This is a genomic window from Streptomyces sp. NPDC002742, from assembly GCF_042888885.1.
In the GTDB taxonomy this organism is placed as follows: Bacteria; Actinomycetota; Actinomycetes; order Streptomycetales; family Streptomycetaceae; genus Streptomyces.
This window is the reverse complement of the sequence record NZ_JBIAQF010000010.1, coordinates 33,819-49,704: the sequence shown is the minus strand read 5'-3', so window position 1 is coordinate 49,704 and position 15,886 is coordinate 33,819. Positions and strand designations below refer to the sequence as shown.

14 protein-coding genes and 1 tRNA gene are annotated in these 15,886 nt (G+C 67.7%); 3 read left to right on the top strand and 12 right to left on the bottom strand.

Going from position 1 to position 15,886, the window contains the following annotated elements:
* Positions 1-101 precede the first annotated feature (101 nt).
* From rpoB to ACFYW8_RS19210, 10 genes are all read right to left on the bottom strand, one after another.
* Positions 102-3,587 (bottom strand): DNA-directed RNA polymerase subunit beta, encoded by a 3,486-nt coding sequence (gene rpoB / locus ACFYW8_RS19255; RefSeq protein WP_365870886.1) that lies wholly within the window; start codon positions 3,585-3,587, stop codon positions 102-104.
* Positions 3,588-4,225: 638 nt separating this feature from the next.
* Positions 4,226-4,603: a 50S ribosomal protein L7/L12 gene (rplL, locus tag ACFYW8_RS19250; RefSeq protein WP_389076390.1), complete on the bottom strand. Its 378-nt coding sequence runs from the start codon at positions 4,601-4,603 to the stop codon at positions 4,226-4,228.
* 110 nt (positions 4,604-4,713) lie between these two features.
* A complete protein-coding gene (rplJ, locus tag ACFYW8_RS19245) occupies positions 4,714-5,244 on the bottom strand; it encodes a 50S ribosomal protein L10 (protein WP_153289132.1) in 531 nt (176 codons plus the stop codon).
* A 295-nt stretch (positions 5,245-5,539) separates the two neighbouring features.
* Positions 5,540-6,400: a DUF1396 domain-containing protein gene (locus ACFYW8_RS19240; protein WP_389076384.1), complete on the bottom strand. Its 861-nt coding sequence runs from the start codon at positions 6,398-6,400 to the stop codon at positions 5,540-5,542.
* A 131-nt stretch (positions 6,401-6,531) separates the two neighbouring features.
* The gene (locus tag ACFYW8_RS19235; protein ID WP_389076380.1) at positions 6,532-7,476 is read right to left on the bottom strand and encodes a hypothetical protein; all 945 of its coding nucleotides are present in this window, start codon (positions 7,474-7,476) and stop codon (positions 6,532-6,534) included.
* Between the two features lie 189 nt (positions 7,477-7,665).
* Positions 7,666-8,391, bottom strand: coding sequence for a 50S ribosomal protein L1 (gene rplA, locus ACFYW8_RS19230; RefSeq protein WP_365870889.1), 726 nt, complete (start codon positions 8,389-8,391; stop codon positions 7,666-7,668).
* A gap of 94 nt (positions 8,392-8,485) precedes the next feature.
* Positions 8,486-8,920: a 50S ribosomal protein L11 gene (gene rplK, locus ACFYW8_RS19225; protein WP_261705301.1), complete on the bottom strand. Its 435-nt coding sequence runs from the start codon at positions 8,918-8,920 to the stop codon at positions 8,486-8,488.
* A gap of 193 nt (positions 8,921-9,113) precedes the next feature.
* Positions 9,114-10,001 carry a transcription termination/antitermination protein NusG gene (gene nusG / locus ACFYW8_RS19220; RefSeq protein ID WP_389076370.1) on the bottom strand — a complete coding sequence of 296 codons (888 nt, stop codon included), beginning with the start codon at positions 9,999-10,001 and terminating at the stop codon, positions 9,114-9,116.
* 77 nt (positions 10,002-10,078) lie between these two features.
* Positions 10,079-10,360, bottom strand: coding sequence for a preprotein translocase subunit SecE (gene secE, locus ACFYW8_RS19215; protein WP_103549158.1), 282 nt, complete (start codon positions 10,358-10,360; stop codon positions 10,079-10,081).
* Positions 10,361-10,471: 111 nt separating this feature from the next.
* Positions 10,472-10,544, bottom strand: a tRNA-Trp gene (locus tag ACFYW8_RS19210).
* A 247-nt stretch (positions 10,545-10,791) separates the two neighbouring features.
* Between ACFYW8_RS19210 and ACFYW8_RS19205 the strand changes: the two genes are divergently transcribed.
* Positions 10,792-12,018 carry a pyridoxal phosphate-dependent aminotransferase gene (locus tag ACFYW8_RS19205; protein WP_365870891.1) on the top strand — a complete coding sequence of 409 codons (1,227 nt, stop codon included), beginning with the start codon at positions 10,792-10,794 and terminating at the stop codon, positions 12,016-12,018.
* Between the two features lie 172 nt (positions 12,019-12,190).
* Positions 12,191-13,210, top strand: a complete 1,020-nt coding sequence (locus tag ACFYW8_RS19200; RefSeq protein ID WP_389076360.1) for an adenosine deaminase — start codon at positions 12,191-12,193, stop codon at positions 13,208-13,210.
* Positions 13,211-13,214: 4 nt separating this feature from the next.
* On the opposite strand, the gene ACFYW8_RS19195 is transcribed toward ACFYW8_RS19200, so the two are convergent.
* Positions 13,215-13,877, bottom strand: coding sequence for a TetR/AcrR family transcriptional regulator (locus ACFYW8_RS19195; RefSeq protein WP_389076355.1), 663 nt, complete (start codon positions 13,875-13,877; stop codon positions 13,215-13,217).
* A 126-nt stretch (positions 13,878-14,003) separates the two neighbouring features.
* Between ACFYW8_RS19195 and ACFYW8_RS19190 the strand changes: the two genes are divergently transcribed.
* Complete coding sequence (locus ACFYW8_RS19190) at positions 14,004-14,636, top strand: NAD(P)H-binding protein (protein ID WP_365870894.1); 633 nt, start codon at positions 14,004-14,006, stop codon at positions 14,634-14,636.
* Between the two features lie 138 nt (positions 14,637-14,774).
* Here the strand turns inward: ACFYW8_RS19190 and ACFYW8_RS19185 are convergent, their stop codons facing one another.
* Positions 14,775-15,830 carry a UDP-N-acetylmuramate dehydrogenase gene (locus ACFYW8_RS19185; RefSeq protein ID WP_389076347.1) on the bottom strand — a complete coding sequence of 352 codons (1,056 nt, stop codon included), beginning with the start codon at positions 15,828-15,830 and terminating at the stop codon, positions 14,775-14,777.
* Positions 15,831-15,886: the final 56 nt, after the last annotated feature.

The window sequence follows — 15,886 nt, the reverse complement described above, 5'->3', positions numbered from 1 at the left end:
CTCTCAGGGTTGTAAGTCTTAGGGGTCTGAAACGGGGGTCCTGGGGCCGGCGGGCCTTGATCACCTTTTCCACAGGTGGCCAAGGCCCGGCCGGACTCCCGTCAGACCTCTTCGACGCTGCTCGGCTCGCGCCGGGACAGGTCGATGCCGAGCTCCTCCGCTGCGCGGAAGACGTCCTCGTCGGTGTCGCGCATCTCGATGGACATGCCGTCCGAGGACAGCACCTCCACGTTGAGGCACAGGGACTGCATCTCCTTGATGAGCACCTTGAAGGACTCGGGGATGCCGGGCTCGGGGATGTTCTCGCCCTTGACGATGGCCTCGTAGACCTTCACGCGGCCGGTCACGTCGTCGGACTTGATCGTCAGCAGCTCCTGGAGGGCGTAAGCGGCGCCGTACGCCTCCAGCGCCCACACCTCCATCTCACCGAAGCGCTGGCCACCGAACTGAGCCTTACCACCCAGCGGCTGCTGGGTGATCATCGAGTACGGACCGGTCGAGCGGGCGTGCAGCTTGTCGTCGACCAGGTGGTGGAGCTTGAGGATGTACATGTACCCGATCGAGACCGGGTCCGGGAACGGCTCACCGGAGCGGCCGTCGAACAGCCTCGCCTTGCCGGACGGGAGGACCAGACGGTCGCCGTCGCGGTTGGGCAGGGTGTGCTCGAAGAGACCCGCGAGCTCGTCCTCACGCGCACCGTCGAAGACGGGGGTGGCGACGTTGGTGCCCGGGGCGACCTGGTCGGCGCCGATGGCCTGCAGGCGCTGGGCCCAGTCGTCCGCGAGACCGGAGACGTCCCAGCCGCGGCTGGCGAGCCAGCCGAGGTGGATCTCCAGCACCTGTCCCGGGTTCATTCGGGACGGGACACCCAGCGGGTTGAGGATGATGTCGACCGGGGTGCCGTCCTCCAGGAACGGCATGTCCTCGATCGGCAGGATCTTCGAGATGACACCCTTGTTGCCGTGACGGCCGGCGAGCTTGTCACCGTCCGTGATCTTGCGCTTCTGCGCCACGTAGACACGAACCAGCTGGTTCACGCCCGGCGGCAGCTCGTCGCCCTCTTCACGGTCGAAGACGCGGACGCCGATGACCTTGCCGATCTCGCCGTGCGGGACCTTCAGCGAGGTGTCACGGACCTCACGGGCCTTCTCACCGAAGATCGCGCGCAGCAGGCGCTCTTCCGGCGTCAGCTCGGTCTCGCCCTTGGGCGTGACCTTGCCGACGAGGATGTCGCCGGCGACGACCTCGGCACCGATACGGATGATGCCGCGCTCGTCGAGGTCGGCGAGGACCTCCTCGGAGACGTTCGGGATGTCCCGGGTGATCTCCTCGGGGCCGAGCTTGGTGTCACGGGCGTCGACCTCGTGCTCCTCGATGTGGATCGAGGAGAGGACGTCGTCCTGTACGAGGCGCTGCGACAGGATGATCGCGTCCTCGTAGTTGTGACCCTCCCACGGCATGAACGCCACGAGCAGGTTCTTGCCGAGCGCCATCTCGCCGTCCTCGGTCGCGGGACCGTCGGCCAGGACCTGGCCTTCGATCACGCGGGCGCCCTCGTCCACGACAACCTTCTGGTTGACGGAGGTGCCCTGGTTCGACCGGGAGAACTTGTGCAGGCGGTACGTGGTGTACGTGCCGTCGTCGTTGGCGGTGGTGATGTAGTCCGCGGAGACCTCCTGGACCACACCGTCCTTCTCCGACTTCAGGACGTCACCGGCGTCGACCGCGCAGCGGTACTCCATGCCGGTGCCGACCAGCGGCGCCTCGGACTTGATGAGCGGAACGGCCTGACGCATCATGTTCGCGCCCATGAGGGCACGGTTGGCGTCGTCGTGCTCCAGGAACGGGATCATCGCGGTCGCGACCGACACCATCTGGCGCGGGGACACGTCCATGTAGTCGACGTCGTCACCGGGGACGTAGTCGACCTCTCCGCCACGACGGCGGACCAGGACGCGGGACTCCTCGAAGCGGAACTCGTCCGTCAGCGGCGCGTTGGCCTGCGCGATGACGAATCGGTCCTCTTCGTCGGCCGTCAGGTAGTCGACCTCGTCGGTGACGAAGCCGCCCGTGACCCTGCGGTACGGGGTCTCGACGAAACCGAACGCGTTGACCCGGCCGTAGGAGGCGAGCGAGCCGATCAGGCCGATGTTCGGGCCTTCGGGGGTCTCGATCGGGCACATGCGGCCGTAGTGCGACGGGTGCACGTCACGGACCTCGAAGCCGGCCCGCTCACGCGAGAGACCACCCGGGCCGAGCGCCGACAGACGGCGCTTGTGGGTGAGACCCGACAGCGGGTTGTTCTGGTCCATGAACTGCGACAGCTGGCTGGTGCCGAAGAACTCCTTGATGGAGGCGACGACCGGCCGGATGTTGATCAGGGTCTGCGGCGTGATCGCCTCGACGTCCTGAGTCGTCATGCGCTCGCGGACGACGCGCTCCATACGAGCCAGACCCGTGCGGACCTGGTTCTGGATGAGCTCGCCGACGTTGCGCAGACGACGGTTGCCGAAGTGGTCGATGTCGTCGGTCTCGACGACGATCGAGGTGCCGCTGTCACCAACGGTCTCGGTCTCACCGGCGTGCAGCTTCACCAGGTACTTGATCGACGAGATGATGTCCTCGACGGTCAGGATCCCGGCGTCCAGCGGGGCGGTGCCGGCCAGCTTCTTGTTGACCTTGTACCGGCCGACCTTGGCGAGGTCGTAGCGCTTCGGGTTGAAGTAGAGGTTCTCCAGAAGCGTCTGCGCGGCCTCACGGGTCGGCGGCTCGCCCGGACGCAGCTTGCGGTAGATGTCCAGCAGCGCGTCGTCCTGGCCCTGGGTGTGGTCCTTCTCCAGGGTGGCGCGCATGGACTCGTACTCGCCGAACTCCTCGAGGATCTGCTCGGTGGTCCAGCCGAGAGCCTTCAGGAGAACGGTGACCGACTGCTTGCGCTTGCGGTCGATGCGGACACCGACCATGTCGCGCTTGTCGATCTCCATCTCCAGCCAGGCACCCCGGGACGGGATGACCTTGGCGGAGAAGATGTCCTTGTCGGACGTCTTGTCGATGGAGGAGTCGAAGTAGACACCCGGCGAGCGGACCAGCTGCGACACGACGACACGCTCGGTGCCGTTGATGACGAAGGTGCCCTTGTTGGTCATGAGCGGGAAGTCGCCCATGAAGACCGTCTGGGACTTGATCTCGCCGGTCTCGTTGTTGGTGAACTCGGCGGTGACGAAGAGCGGGGCCGCGTACGTGAAGTCGCGGTCCTTGCACTCGTCGATGGAGTTCTTCGGGGGCTCGAAGCGGTGATCGCGGAACGTCAGGGACATCGACCCGCTGAAGTCCTCGATCGGGGAGATCTCCTCGAAGATCTCCTCCAGACCGGACTTGGTGGGGACGTCCTGTCCGCTGTCCAGAGCCGCCTCGACACGAGCCTTCCACGCGTCGTTGCCGAGCAGCCAGTCGAAGCTCTCGGTTTGCAGCGCAAGAAGGTTCGGAACCTCGAGGGGCTCCTTGATCTTTGCAAAGGAGATGCGCAGCGGGGCGGTGCTGGCGCCGTTGTTCGTATTCGCGGTCGAGGCAGTGCGCGAGGCGGCCAAGAGGGGGTCCTTCCGAGGGCTCGGACTCACTACGCGCGTACCGGTCCCATGTCGGACAAAGCGTCGGGCCGTTCCCGATCCGGCCGGGTAAAGGCCAGGTCAGAGATAGTCCAACCGTCGATGCTCAAACACGGGTATGCCCCTGGTGACGGGCAGGAGGCAGCTAACAGGCAGCGCAAAGGGTCAGTGTAGCCACTAGGCCCACTGATGTCCAGTCCCGGTTTCGGGAGACCCTCATTGTTGTCAACACCTGCGGCAAGCCACGCCCTCAATGCACATCGATACTGCCCTCTTCGTCGGCGATCCATGCCTCGGATACGGATCGTTGTGACGACGCGTCCTGAGAATTGCGCGCTGCGTGCGGTTCGTCAAGGCCCCCCATGCCCGAGCAAGTGCCGCGATCGTCACGTGCGGCCCGTCTTGCAACCCGTCCCTCTGCCTGTCACAGGGTGGTTGGAGGCACAACGAAGATCACCATACTCGTCGCCGCCTGCAGCGCAAGGCTGCCGCTTCGGGGACCCCCTGGAACGCCGAAGAGCGACCACCCAGTTGGGTGATCGCTCTTCGGTGCGTCAGCGTTACAGCGCTTCTTGAGCGGCTGTCACAGCTTCACAGGAGTCCTCGGGGGACTCGTCGAGTTACTTGACCTCGACGGAGGCGCCGGCGGCCTTGAGGGACTCGGCAGCCTTCTCGGCGGCCTCCTTGGCGACCTTCTCGAGGACGGGCTTCGGAGCGCCGTCGACGAGGTCCTTGGCCTCCTTCAGGCCCAGCGAGGTGAGCTCACGCACGACCTTGATGACCTGGATCTTCTTCTCGCCGGCACCCGTGAGGATGACGTCGAACTCGTCCTGCTCCTCGACGGCCTCAACGGCGACGGGGCCGACCGGGGCAGCGGCGACCGCGGCGGCGGCGGTGACGTCGAACTTCTCCTCGAAGGCCTTCACGAACTCGGAGAGCTCGATGAGGGTGAGGTTCTCGAACTGCGCGAGCAGCTCTTCCTGGGACAGCTTCGCCATGATGGCGTCCTTCCACTAATTCGGCAGGTGCCGGGATGTACTGGTGAGGCGGGCGTACGTTCGGCCCGCTACGACCGTCGCCTCAGGCGGCGGTCAATGCGCGAGCCGAATTACTCGGCACCGCCCTGCTCGGCCTGCTTGACACGAAGCGCCTCCGCGGTGCGGACGAACTTCGAGGGGAGCGCCTGGAAGAGACGAGCAGTCTGCGTCTGCTTGCCCTTGAAGGCACCCGCCAGCTTGGCGAGCAGAACCTCGCGGGACTCGAGGTCCGCAAGCTTCTTGATCTCGTCGGCGGACAGCGCCTTGCCGTCAAGGACACCGCCCTTGATGACGAGGTTCGGGTTGTCCTTGGCGAAGTCACGAAGACCCTTCGCGGACACCACCGGGTCACCGGTGATGAACGCGACCGCCGTCGGACCGTTGAACAGGTCGTCGAGCGTAGAGATCCCGGCCTCGTTGGCCGCAATCTTGGTCAGCGTGTTCTTCACCACGGCGTACTGGGCGTCTTCACCGAGCGAACGGCGCAGCGTCTTGAGCTGCGCCACGGTGAGACCCCGGTACTCGGTCAGCACGGCGGCGTTCGAGCTGCGGAACTGGTCCGCGAGCTCGGCTACCGCGGCAGCCTTGTCGGGCCTTGCCATAGAGCGTCGGCCTCCTTCCGGGTGATGAGGACCGCTCAGAAGGGACTGACAAAACGAAACGCCCCGGCGCAGGCGCACGGGGCGTAGCTCGACCGGATTCCTCCGCACGCTGCGCGTGCGAACTCCGGGAACACTTCCACGAACACCTACGCGGGTCGTCCGCAGTTTCAGCGGATCCTTCGGTCACCACACCCTCTTGCGAGTGCGAGGCAACGACCAGCGGTCTTTGGCTTCTCGAGGAGAGTACGTGAAGGGGACGTCGCCAAGCAAATCCGCCCGGAGGGGTCAGCCCGGGTCAGCCCTGCTGGGCGCCCTTCATCATCTCGGCGAGGTCGACGGTGTCCTTGGCGGGCGGGGCCGTCACCGTCACCGGCTCGTTGAAGTCGAGGAAGGTGATGGTCATGTCGAGCGGTCCCTTGTCGGCGGTGCCCCGCATACGGAACTGCTTGGTGTGGTCGTCGCCGTCGATCCACATGTCCATCGTGAGAGCGTCGACGCCCAGCTTCGTGTACTGGTCGAGGCTCTTCTCCCGCTTCTCACGGGTGGCCTTGTCCTCGCTCTTGAGCGACTTGCGGAACTCGTCGAGGGTGACCTTCCCCTTGTAATGCGTGGTCCGCACACCGTCGACGGTCTCGGTCCCGACCTTCTTCACGTCCTTCGAACCGGTGAGGAAGCTGGACTCGGCCGCCGGGTTCTTGTCGGCCGCTCCGCCGCCCAGCTGGTCGGCGCTCAGCTCCTTGTCCGCGCCGAGCGCGGACATGTCGAACTTGATCCAGTGCTTGCCGCCCATGTCCTTGGCGGCCTGGGCGCCCCCACCGACGTACATCGCCTTGCCCACGAGCCGGATCTCGACCGGGCCGTCGGCGGCCCGTTCCTCGGCGGTCATCTTCATGCTCATGGCCAGCGGCTTCATGCGCATCGCCGCCTCGCCGCTGACCTTGCCCTCCGGAGGCACCTGGCCGGTCATCCGGTAGTGCAGAGAGGTGATGTCCTCGGTCTTCTTCGCCGCCTTCGCCACGGCCGCGGCGGGCGTGAGCGCGGGCGACTCCTCCGCGGCGCCCTTCGTGCAGCCCACGGCACCCCCGCCGAGCACCAGCGCCGCGAGTGCCGCACCGATCGTGCGGCGCCCCGCCGAGTCGTTCACAGAAAGCCTCATGCTTCCCCCCAGGGAACAGATGAGCGATTCACAGATTCGAAGCGAGCGTACTCAACGGAGCTCACGTGATCATCCGAGTTTCCCGCGGCCCTGGAGAGGCTGGCGGCGGGGCGAGGGCCGGGCGGCGGGACTCAGCCGGAGCTCGTGCCGGACCCGGTCGACGTGTCGCCGCTGCCGGGCGTCATGCCCTGCTTCTTCAGGAGGTCCTTGAAGTCCTCGGTGTCACCGGCCGGGGGCGCCGCGGCGGAGACCTTCACTCCGTAGTCGCTGTAGTACGTCGTGGAGGACATCGTGCCGCCCGTCATCGCGGCCTTGGAGACCGCCTTGACGGCCAGGTCCTTGCCGTCGACCCAGATGTCGACACTCTCCGTCGTGATGCCCGCCTGGGTGAACTGCTTCTTCATGTCCGCGAGTTGACCCGCGGTGAGACGGGAGCTCCTGGCCGCGAAGTCCGCGATGTTCACCGTGCCCGCGTAATGCGTGGTCTTCTTGCCGCGGACCGTCTCCTCGCCGACCTTCTTGACGTCGCCGGACGCCAGCAGGAGCTTCACCGACTGGTTCGGCGAGTTGTTCTGCGCCTGGTCCTTCACGAGCGCGCCGGAGCCGCCCCCGAACTTCGCCAGGTCGTCGTACCCGTACCTGATCCAGTGCTTGCCGCCCGCCTGCTGGGCGAAAGCGTCGCCCATCTTCGCGTAGTAGGCGTCGGACAGATAGCGGGCCTCCATGGAGGCGCTGCCCATCTTGCGCATCGTGTCGGCCATCGTGCCGCCGGTGTACGTGATCGTCATGTCGCCGATGAGGCCGTTGCCCCAGCCCATGACGCCGCTCGACTTCATGGACATCAGCGCGCCCATGCTCGTCGTGGACTCGACCCGGGCGGAGTCCGCGCCGTTTGTGGACTTCTCGGCGGACCGCAGGGCCGCGATGGGGCTGACGTGCGTGGCGCTCTTGCGGCCGGCCTTGTCGCCCTTGTCCGAACTCCCTGAAGAACCGGAGGAGTTGCAGGCCGCCGCCCCCGCCAGCGCGGCCGTCAGTGCGATCGAGAGGGTCACGCGGCGCACCATGATGCTCTTCATTCGTCCCACCCCTATGCGAATTCCGTGAGCCGCACGCTAGCGCGGCCCACTGACACCCGTATCCGAAATCTCTCCGGGGCGATCGCCCGGAAAGGCCTCCGGACATGAGGACGGGCCCCGCACCTCGAAAGGTTGCGGGGCCCGTTCAGATACGCGTGCGCGACGCGGTCACCGGGGTGAGCGGGAGGCTCAGACGGCGGCCGGGTCCTCCTCGACGAGGAGGTTGCGGGTGCGGTTCGAGTCGACGGGAACGCCGGGGCCGATCGTGGTGCTGATCGCGGCCTTCTTGATGTAGCGACCCTTGGCGGCCGACGGCTTCAGACGAAGGATCTCGTCGAGGGCCGCACCGTAGTTCTCCACCAGCTTGGTGTCGTCGAAGGACACCTTGCCGATGATGAAGTGCAGGTTCGAGTGCTTGTCGACGCGGAACTCGATCTTGCCACCCTTGATCTCGGTGACAGCCTTGGCGACGTCCGGGGTCACGGTGCCGGTCTTGGGGTTCGGCATGAGACCACGGGGACCGAGCACGCGGCCGAGGCGGCCGACCTTGCCCATGAGGTCCGGGGTGGCGACGACGGCGTCGAAGTCCAGACGGCCCTTCGCCACCTCGTCGATGAGCTCGTCGGAGCCGACGATGTCGGCGCCCGCGGCGGTCGCGGCCTCGGCACGGTCACCGGTCGCGAAGACCAGGACCCGGGCGGTCTTACCGGTGCCGTGCGGGAGGTTCACGGTGCCACGGACCATCTGGTCGGCCTTGCGCGGGTCGACACCCAGGCGGAAGGCGACCTCGACGGTGCCGTCGAACTTGCTCGTGGAGGTCTCCTTGGCGAGACGGACGGCCTCGAGCGGGGCGTAGAGCTTCTCCCGGTCGACCTTGGCGTCCGCAGCGCGGAGAGACTTGCTGCGCTTGCTCACTACTGCTCCTGATGTGTTCTGAGGAGTCGTGGTACGGGCCGAGCAGGCCCTGCCACGTGCGGCCGGAGCCGCATGGTTCCTACGAAGGTGGGTGTCAGCCCTCGACCGTGATGCCCATGGAACGGGCGGTGCCGGCGATGATCTTCGCGGCGGCGTCCAGGTCGTTGGCGTTGAGGTCGGGCATCTTGGTCGTGGCGATCTCGCGGACCTGCGCCTGGGTGATCTTGGCGACCTTGGTCTTGTGCGGCTCGCCGGAGCCCTTCTCGACACCCGCGGCCTTGAGGATCATCTTCGCGGCCGGCGGAGTCTTGGTCACGAAGGTGAAGGAACGGTCTTCGTAGACCGTGATCTCCACCGGGATGACCCAGCCACGCTGCGACTCGGTCGCGGCGTTGTAGGCCTTGCAGAACTCCATGATGTTGACGCCGTGCTGACCGAGCGCGGGGCCGACCGGCGGGGCCGGGTTCGCCGCACCGGCGTTGATCTGGAGCTTGATAAGCCCCGTGACCTTCTTCTTCTTGGGAGGCATTCCGGGTCCTCTTTCGTTTTCGCCTTCCTACGTCCGAGTCGCCCCGGACGGCTGCCTTCAACCGAGGTGATGATCCGGATGGAGGCATACCGCACAACGATAACGGGTATCTGTGCGCGGCTAAAAACCGAGCAGGTCAGACAGGCTGTGACAGCCCGTCTGACCTGTTCGGAAGACGTACGTCCAGAAGGTGCTAGTTCTTCTGGATCTGGTCGAAGGAAAGCTCGACCGGGGTCTCGCGGCCGAAGATCTCGACGAGGCCCTTGACCTTCTTCGAGTCGGCGTTGATCTCGTTGATGGTGGCCTGCAGCGTGGCGAACGGGCCGTCGGTGACGGTGACCGAGTCGCCGACCTCGAAGTCCAGCACCTGGACCTCGACCTTGCGCTGCGGAGCGGGCTTGCCCTCGGCCTCGGCGGCCTCGCGGGCGGCCTTCTCCTCGGCCTCCGGGGCGAGCATCTTGACGATCTCGTCCAGGGTCAGCGGGTACGGGTCGTAGGCGTTGCCCACGAAGCCGGTGACGCCGGGCGTGTTGCGGACGACACCCCAGGACTCGTTCGTCAGGTCCATGCGGACCAGGACGTAGCCCGGGAGCTTGTTCTGCTTGATCGTCTTGCGCTCGCCGTTCTTGATCTGCGCGACCTCTTCCTGCGGCACCTCGGCCTGGAAGATGAAGTCCTCGACGTTCAGCGAGACGGCACGCTGCTCGAGGTTGGTCTTCACGCGGTTCTCGTAACCGGCGTACGTGTGGATGACGTACCACTCGCCGGGGAGCATGCGCAGTTCCTCGCGCAGGGCGGTCACGGGGTCGACGGGCTCGGCCTCTACTTCGGCCTCGGCCTCTGCTTCGGCCTCGGTCTCGTCGGCGTCGTCGTCGGTGAGCGCCTCGGCGGGCACGTCCTCGTCCTCGACGTCCTCACCGGACTCGTCCTCGACGTGCAGGGCCGCCTCCTCGGCGGGCTCGCCGGCGGCGGCATCGGCAGCCTCGAACTCGTCCACGACGTCCGCTCCCTCGACGATCTCGAGCTCGTCGTCAACGGACTCGACCGACTCGGTGGCGTCGTTCAGGTTCGGGTCAGACACGGTGGCTGCTTCTTCCTGGATACATGGGGGTGGAACACGCGAAAGGGGCGCCGGTGACGGCGCCCTTCGCTCTCGGCTCAGCCGAAGACGTACTTGGCGGCGTGGTTGAGCCCATAGTCAATCACGGTCACCAGGCCGATCATGATGACGACGAACACAATCACCACTGTGGTGTAAGTCGTCAGCTGATTGCGAGTCGGCCAGACAACCTTACGGAGTTCCGCGATGATCTGGCGGTAGAAAGTGGCAAGGCGCTTCAGCGGGCCCTTCTTGGCACGCTTACCGCCCTTGCGGGCCTTCTTTTTGGACTCCGGCGCCTCGGCATCAGGCATGTCGATGGAGCCCACGGCGTCCGTCACTCGTCCTCACCTGATTCCCGGGTCGTGACCGTGCCGCGCCCGGCTGAGCCGCACGGCGGTGCATTGCAGTACGTACATGCGCGCACACATCCTGATGAAAGGCGTGTGTAGCAGGGCCGGAGGGACTTGAACCCCCAACCGCTGGTTTTGGAGACCAGTGCTCTACCAATTGAGCTACGACCCTTTGATTTCCCCAACGTACCGCATCCGACCGGGTGCTCGGTGTGCACCGGTTGAGCGCGGCCGGTGAAGGCCAACGAGGTGAGAGTGTACGTGGTCCGGAGCCGGTCGTCGAACAGAAAGTGTCCGTACGGGCTTCCTCCGCTGAAGATCGACTGGTGGGGCGCGTGGATCCGGACGGATGTTCTGCCGACGTTCAGTCTGTGAAACCCGTGTGCCGGGGTCGTTTCCGGTCTGAAACGATGGGTCCCATGAGCCCTGCAACCCCTCCCACCGAGCGCCGGGTCTCCGCCCGAGTCGGCGCGATCTCCGAGTCCGCCACCCTCGCCGTGGACGCCAAGGCCAAGGCACTCAAGGCCGCCGGACGTCCGGTGATCGGCTTCGGCGCCGGTGAGCCCGACTTCCCGACCCCGGACTACATCGTCCAGGCCGCCATCGAGGCCTGCTCGAACCCCAAGTACCACCGATACACGCCGGCCGGCGGGCTCCCCGAGCTGAAGGCCGCGATCGCCGCGAAGACACTGCGCGACTCCGGCTACGAGGTGGAGGCCGCCCAGGTCCTGGTCACCAACGGCGGCAAGCAGGCCATCTACGAGGCCTTCGCCGCGATCCTCGACCCGGGCGACGAGGTCATCGTCCCGGCGCCGTACTGGACGACCTACCCGGAGTCCATCCGTCTCGCCGGCGGTGTCCCGGTGGACGTCGTCGCGGACGAGACCACCGGCTACCGCGTCTCGGTCGAGCAGCTGGAGGCCGCCCGCACCGAGAACACCAAGGTGCTGCTCTTCGTCTCCCCGTCCAACCCGACGGGCGCGGTCTACACCCGCGAGCAGATCGAGGAGATCGGCCGCTGGGCCGCCGAGAAGGGCCTGTGGGTCCTGACCGACGAGATCTACGAGCACCTGGTCTACGGGGACGCGGAATTCCACTCGCTGCCCGTGGTGGTGCCCGAGCTGCGCGACAAGTGCATCGTCGTGAACGGCGTCGCCAAGACGTACGCGATGACCGGCTGGCGCGTGGGCTGGGTCATCGGTCCGAAGGACGTGATCAAGGCCGCGACCAACCTCCAGTCGCACGCCACGTCGAACGTCTCGAACGTGGCCCAGGTCGCCGCGCTCGCCGCCGTCTCCGGCGACCTCACGGCCGTCGCGAAGATGCGCGAGGCCTTCGACCGCCGCCGCAAGACCATCGTGCGCATGCTGAACGAGATCGACGGCGTGCTCTGCCCCGAGCCCGAGGGCGCCTTCTACGCGTACCCCTCGGTGAAGGGACTCCTCGGCAAGGAGATCCGCGGCAAGCGCCCCGCCGACACGGTCGAGCTGGCCGCGCTCATCCTGGAGGAGTCCGAGGTCGCGGTCGTCCCGGGCGAGGCCTTCGGCACGCCGGGCTACCTGCGCCTGTCGTACGCCCTCGGTGACGAGGACCTGGTCGAGGGCGTCAGCCGCATCCAGAAGCTGCTGTCCGAGGCCAAGGACTGACCTCCTCCGCCCTCTCGCGCCCTTCGGGGCGCCGGTGACGTCATCGCGCTCCACGCGCGCGTGCGGGGCCGGCCACTCTCAGGAGTGGCCGGCCCCCGTTCGTTCGTTCGAGCAGGTCTCCGATCAGCGAAAGCGCTACCGGCACGACACACGCGTACGGCAGGATCTTCGGATGGAGCGCGTACGTGATGTGAGTGAACTGCCGAAGGCCCATCTGCACCTGCATTTCACCGGTTCGATGCGGCACACCACCCTGCTGGAACTGGCGGACAAGTACGGCGTACGGCTGCCGGACGCGCTGACCAGCGGCGAACCACCGAAGCTGCGGGCGACCGACGAGCGCGGCTGGTTCCGCTTCCAGCGCCTGTACGACGCCGCGCGGTCCTGCCTGAGAGAGCCCGAGGACATCCAGCGCCTGGTGCGCGAGGCCGCCGAGGAGGATCTGAAGGACGGCTCCGGATGGCTGGAGATCCAGGTCGACCCGACGTCGTACGCCCCGCGCCTCGGCGGTCTGACCGCGGCCCTGGAGGTCATCCTCGACGCGGTCGACTCGGCCGTGCGGGAGACCGGACTCGGAATGCGCGTCCTGGTGGCCGCCAACCGGATGAAGCACCCCCTGGACGCCCGCACGCTGGCCCGGCTCGCCGTGCGGTACGCGGACCGGGGGATCGTCGGTTTCGGGCTCTCCAACGACGAGCGGCGGGGCATGGCGCGGGACTTCGACCGGGCCTTCGCCATCGCCCGCGAGGGCGGGCTGCTGTCCGCGCCGCACGGCGGCGAACTGACCGGTCCCGCCTCGGTCCGCGACTGCCTGGACGACCTGCACGCCTCCCGGATCGGCCACGGGGTGCGGGCCGCCGAGGACCCGCGGCTGCTGAAGCGCCTCGCGGACCGCGGGGTGACCTGCGAGGTCTGTCCCGCCTCGAACGTCGCCCTGGGCGTCTACGAGAAGCACGCCGATGTCCCCCTGCGCACTCTGTTCGAAGCCGGTGTCCCGATGGCCCTCGGCGCCGACGACCCGCTGCTCTTCGGATCCCGGCTCGCCGCCCAGTACGAGATCGCCCGCCGCCACCACGCCTTCACGGACCCGGAACTGGCCGAGCTGGCCCGCCAGTCCATCCGCGCCTCCGCCGCGCCGGAGGACGTCCGCGCGAAGCTGCTGGCCGGCGTCGACGACTGGCTGACCGCCTAGCCCGCTAGAGCTTGTCCGAGGCGCCCGCGGACCCCGTCCTGTCCCCGGGCGCGATCCCGGCGAGCAGGGTGCGGACCAGCGCCGGGGCGAAGGTGTCCAGGGGCGGCGGCGTGCCCTCCTCGGTGGCGTCGTAGGCGAACGCCCGCTGCGCGCAGGCCCCGAGGAGGAGGGACGCGGCCGCGTAGGTGTCGGTGTCCGGCTGGACACGCCCGGCCCGCCGTTCCGCCAGCAGATAGGCGGCGACGCCCCGGATGGGCATGTGCGGGCCCGCGCCCATGGCCCGCATGGCGTCGTCGTGACGTCGCTTGAGCTGTGTCTCCGCGTACAAGGAGGCGGCGATCGGAAAACTCTGCTCGTAGAAGAGGGCCGCCTGACGGGCGATCTCCGTGAGGTTCTCCTCCAGGGAGTGCTCCCGCGGCTCGGCCGTCAGCCGCTCCAGGAGAGGGCCGAGCTGGGGCAGCCGCTCGTGGAGGACCCGGATGAAGAGCTCTTCCTTGCTCGCGAAGTACTTGTAGAGCGCCGCCTCGGAGCAGCCGGCCGCCCTGGCGATCTCCTTGGTGGTGGCACGGGAGAGACCGAGCGTGAGCATGAGCTCGTGCGCCGCGTCGAGGATGCGGATCCTGGCCGGTTTCGACGGCGTGGGCTCCGTGGCGGATTTCTGCTCCATGGGGCCCAAGGATTCCATGACACGTCCTGACGGGGTTGACGGGTGGGTGAGTACTTACTCACTCTAGAAGAAGCACGAGTGAGTGAACACTCACCCACCCCATCTCCTTCTCATGCGGAGCAGGTCATGAAACTCACCGTTTTCGGTGCCACCGGAGGCATCGGCCAGGAGATCGTCCGCCAGGCCCTGGGCGCGGGCCACCAGGTCACGGCCGTCGTACGGGATCCCGCGCGGCTCACCGTCACGGGCGCGGGCCTGGAGGTGTTCCGCGCGGATCTCACCGACCCGGGGTCGCTGCGCCCCGCCGTCGCGGGCCGGGACGCCGTCCTGTCCGGTCTCGGCGCGCGCAGCCGCAAGGACGCCGGGGTCGCGGCCCGGCTCACCCGTACGGTGCTGGGTGCCATGGAGGCGGAGCAGGTGCGGCGACTGCTCGTCGTCAGCGCGAGTCCGGTCGGCCCCGGCGCCGCGAACGACACGCGCGTCGACCGCGCGATGCGTCGGCTGATCTCCAGCATCCTGAAGGACGTGTACGCCGACCTGAGGGAGATGGAGGGCGAACTGGCGGCCAGTTCCACGGACTGGACCGTCGTCCGTCCGCCCAGGCTCCAGAACAAGCCGCTGACCGGCTCGTACCGCTCGGTTGTGGGTGGCTTCCCGCCCAAGGGCCGCTTCATCGCGCGCGCGGACGTGGCCCACGCGATGCTGGCGATGATCGACGACCCGGGGACCGTGAAGCAGGGCGTGGGCGTCGCCTACTAGGGCTGGTCCATATGCCCGCACCTGCCGGGGCGCTGGGCACGGGCCCCGCGGAGCCTTTCAGGGACCTCTGGAGCCTTTCAGGAACCTCGCGGACTCCCGGAGCCTTCATGCCAGGAGCCTTCATGCCCTTCAGGCCCGTCAGAGGCCGGCGTTCACCGTCACCGGCTCGTTGACCAGGGTGATCCCGAAGGCGTCGTGGACACCGGCCACGACTTCCCGGGCCAGCGCGAGGAGGTCCTCGGTGGTGGCCCCGCCCCGGTTGGTGAGGGCCAGCGTGTGCTTGGTGGAGATACGGGCGGGCCCGGTTCCGTAGCCCTTGGTGAAGCCCGACTTGTCGATCAGCCAGGCGGCGGAGGTCTTGGTGTGGCCCTCACCGGCCGCGTACGCCGGCGGTACGGCGTCGGCGCCGAGCCGCTCCTTCACGCGCGCGTGGAAGACGGCGAACGCCTCGTCCGAGAGGATCGGGTTGGTGAAGAACGACCCGGCGGACCAGGTGTCGTGGTCCTCGGGGTCGAGCACCATCCCTTTACCGGCACGCAGCTTCAGGACCGTCTCGCGGGCGGCGCCGAGGGGCACTCGGTCGCCGGGCTCCACGCCGAGCGCACGGGCCGTCTCGGCGTACTTGACCGGCGCCGACAGTCCCTGCGCGTCCTCCAGCTCGAAGCGGACGCGCAGCACCACATGGCGCTCGGGATCGGCCTTGAAGCGGCTGTGGCGGTACGAGAAGGCGCACTCGGCGTTGGTCAGCGTGACCGTCTCGCGCGTCTTCCGGTCGTAGGCGGTCACTTCGATGATCGTCGAGGACACTTCCTGGCCGTAGGCGCCCACGTTCTGGATCGGGGTCGCGCCCGCGGAGCCGGGGATGCCTGCGAGGCACTCGATCCCGGCGAGCCCGGCCTCGACGGTGCGGGCGACCGCGTCGGTCCACACCTCGCCCGCGGCCAGCTCCAGCCTCGTACCGTCGAGCGAGAAGCCCTTCGTGGCGATGCGCAGGGCGGTCCCCGCGAAGCCCTTGTCGCCGATGACGAGGTTCGATCCGCCGCCGATGAGCAGCAGCGGCGTACCGGCGTCGTCGGCCTCGCGCACGGCGGCGATCACCTCGGCGTCCGTCGTGGCGGTGACCAGCCGGGCGGCCGGGCCACCGAGCCGGAAGGTGGTCAGCGGGGCGAGCGGGGCATCGTGGAGTTCCTGCACGGGCCCAAGAGTACGAGAAGGGGCGGGGGCGCCCGGCCACCGGTGCGCTGCGGACA

Bases quoted from the DNA above. Each gene is read 5' to 3' on its own strand.
- rplL (WP_389076390.1), bottom strand. From the start codon at position 4,603: ATGGCGAAGCTGTCCCAGGAAGAGCTGCTCGCGCAGTTCGAGAACCTC.
- rplJ (WP_153289132.1), bottom strand. From the start codon at position 5,244: ATGGCAAGGCCCGACAAGGCTGCCGCGGTAGCCGAGCTCGCGGACCAG.
- ACFYW8_RS19240 (WP_389076384.1), bottom strand. From the start codon at position 6,400: ATGAGGCTTTCTGTGAACGACTCGGCGGGGCGCCGCACGATCGGTGCG.
- ACFYW8_RS19235 (WP_389076380.1), bottom strand. From the start codon at position 7,476: ATGAAGAGCATCATGGTGCGCCGCGTGACCCTCTCGATCGCACTGACG.
- rplK (WP_261705301.1), bottom strand. From the start codon at position 8,920: ATGCCTCCCAAGAAGAAGAAGGTCACGGGGCTTATCAAGCTCCAGATC.
- ACFYW8_RS19205 (WP_365870891.1), top strand. From the start codon at position 10,792: ATGAGCCCTGCAACCCCTCCCACCGAGCGCCGGGTCTCCGCCCGAGTC.
- ACFYW8_RS19200 (WP_389076360.1), top strand. From the start codon at position 12,191: ATGGAGCGCGTACGTGATGTGAGTGAACTGCCGAAGGCCCATCTGCAC.
- ACFYW8_RS19195 (WP_389076355.1), bottom strand. From the start codon at position 13,877: ATGGAGCAGAAATCCGCCACGGAGCCCACGCCGTCGAAACCGGCCAGG.
- ACFYW8_RS19190 (WP_365870894.1), top strand. From the start codon at position 14,004: ATGAAACTCACCGTTTTCGGTGCCACCGGAGGCATCGGCCAGGAGATC.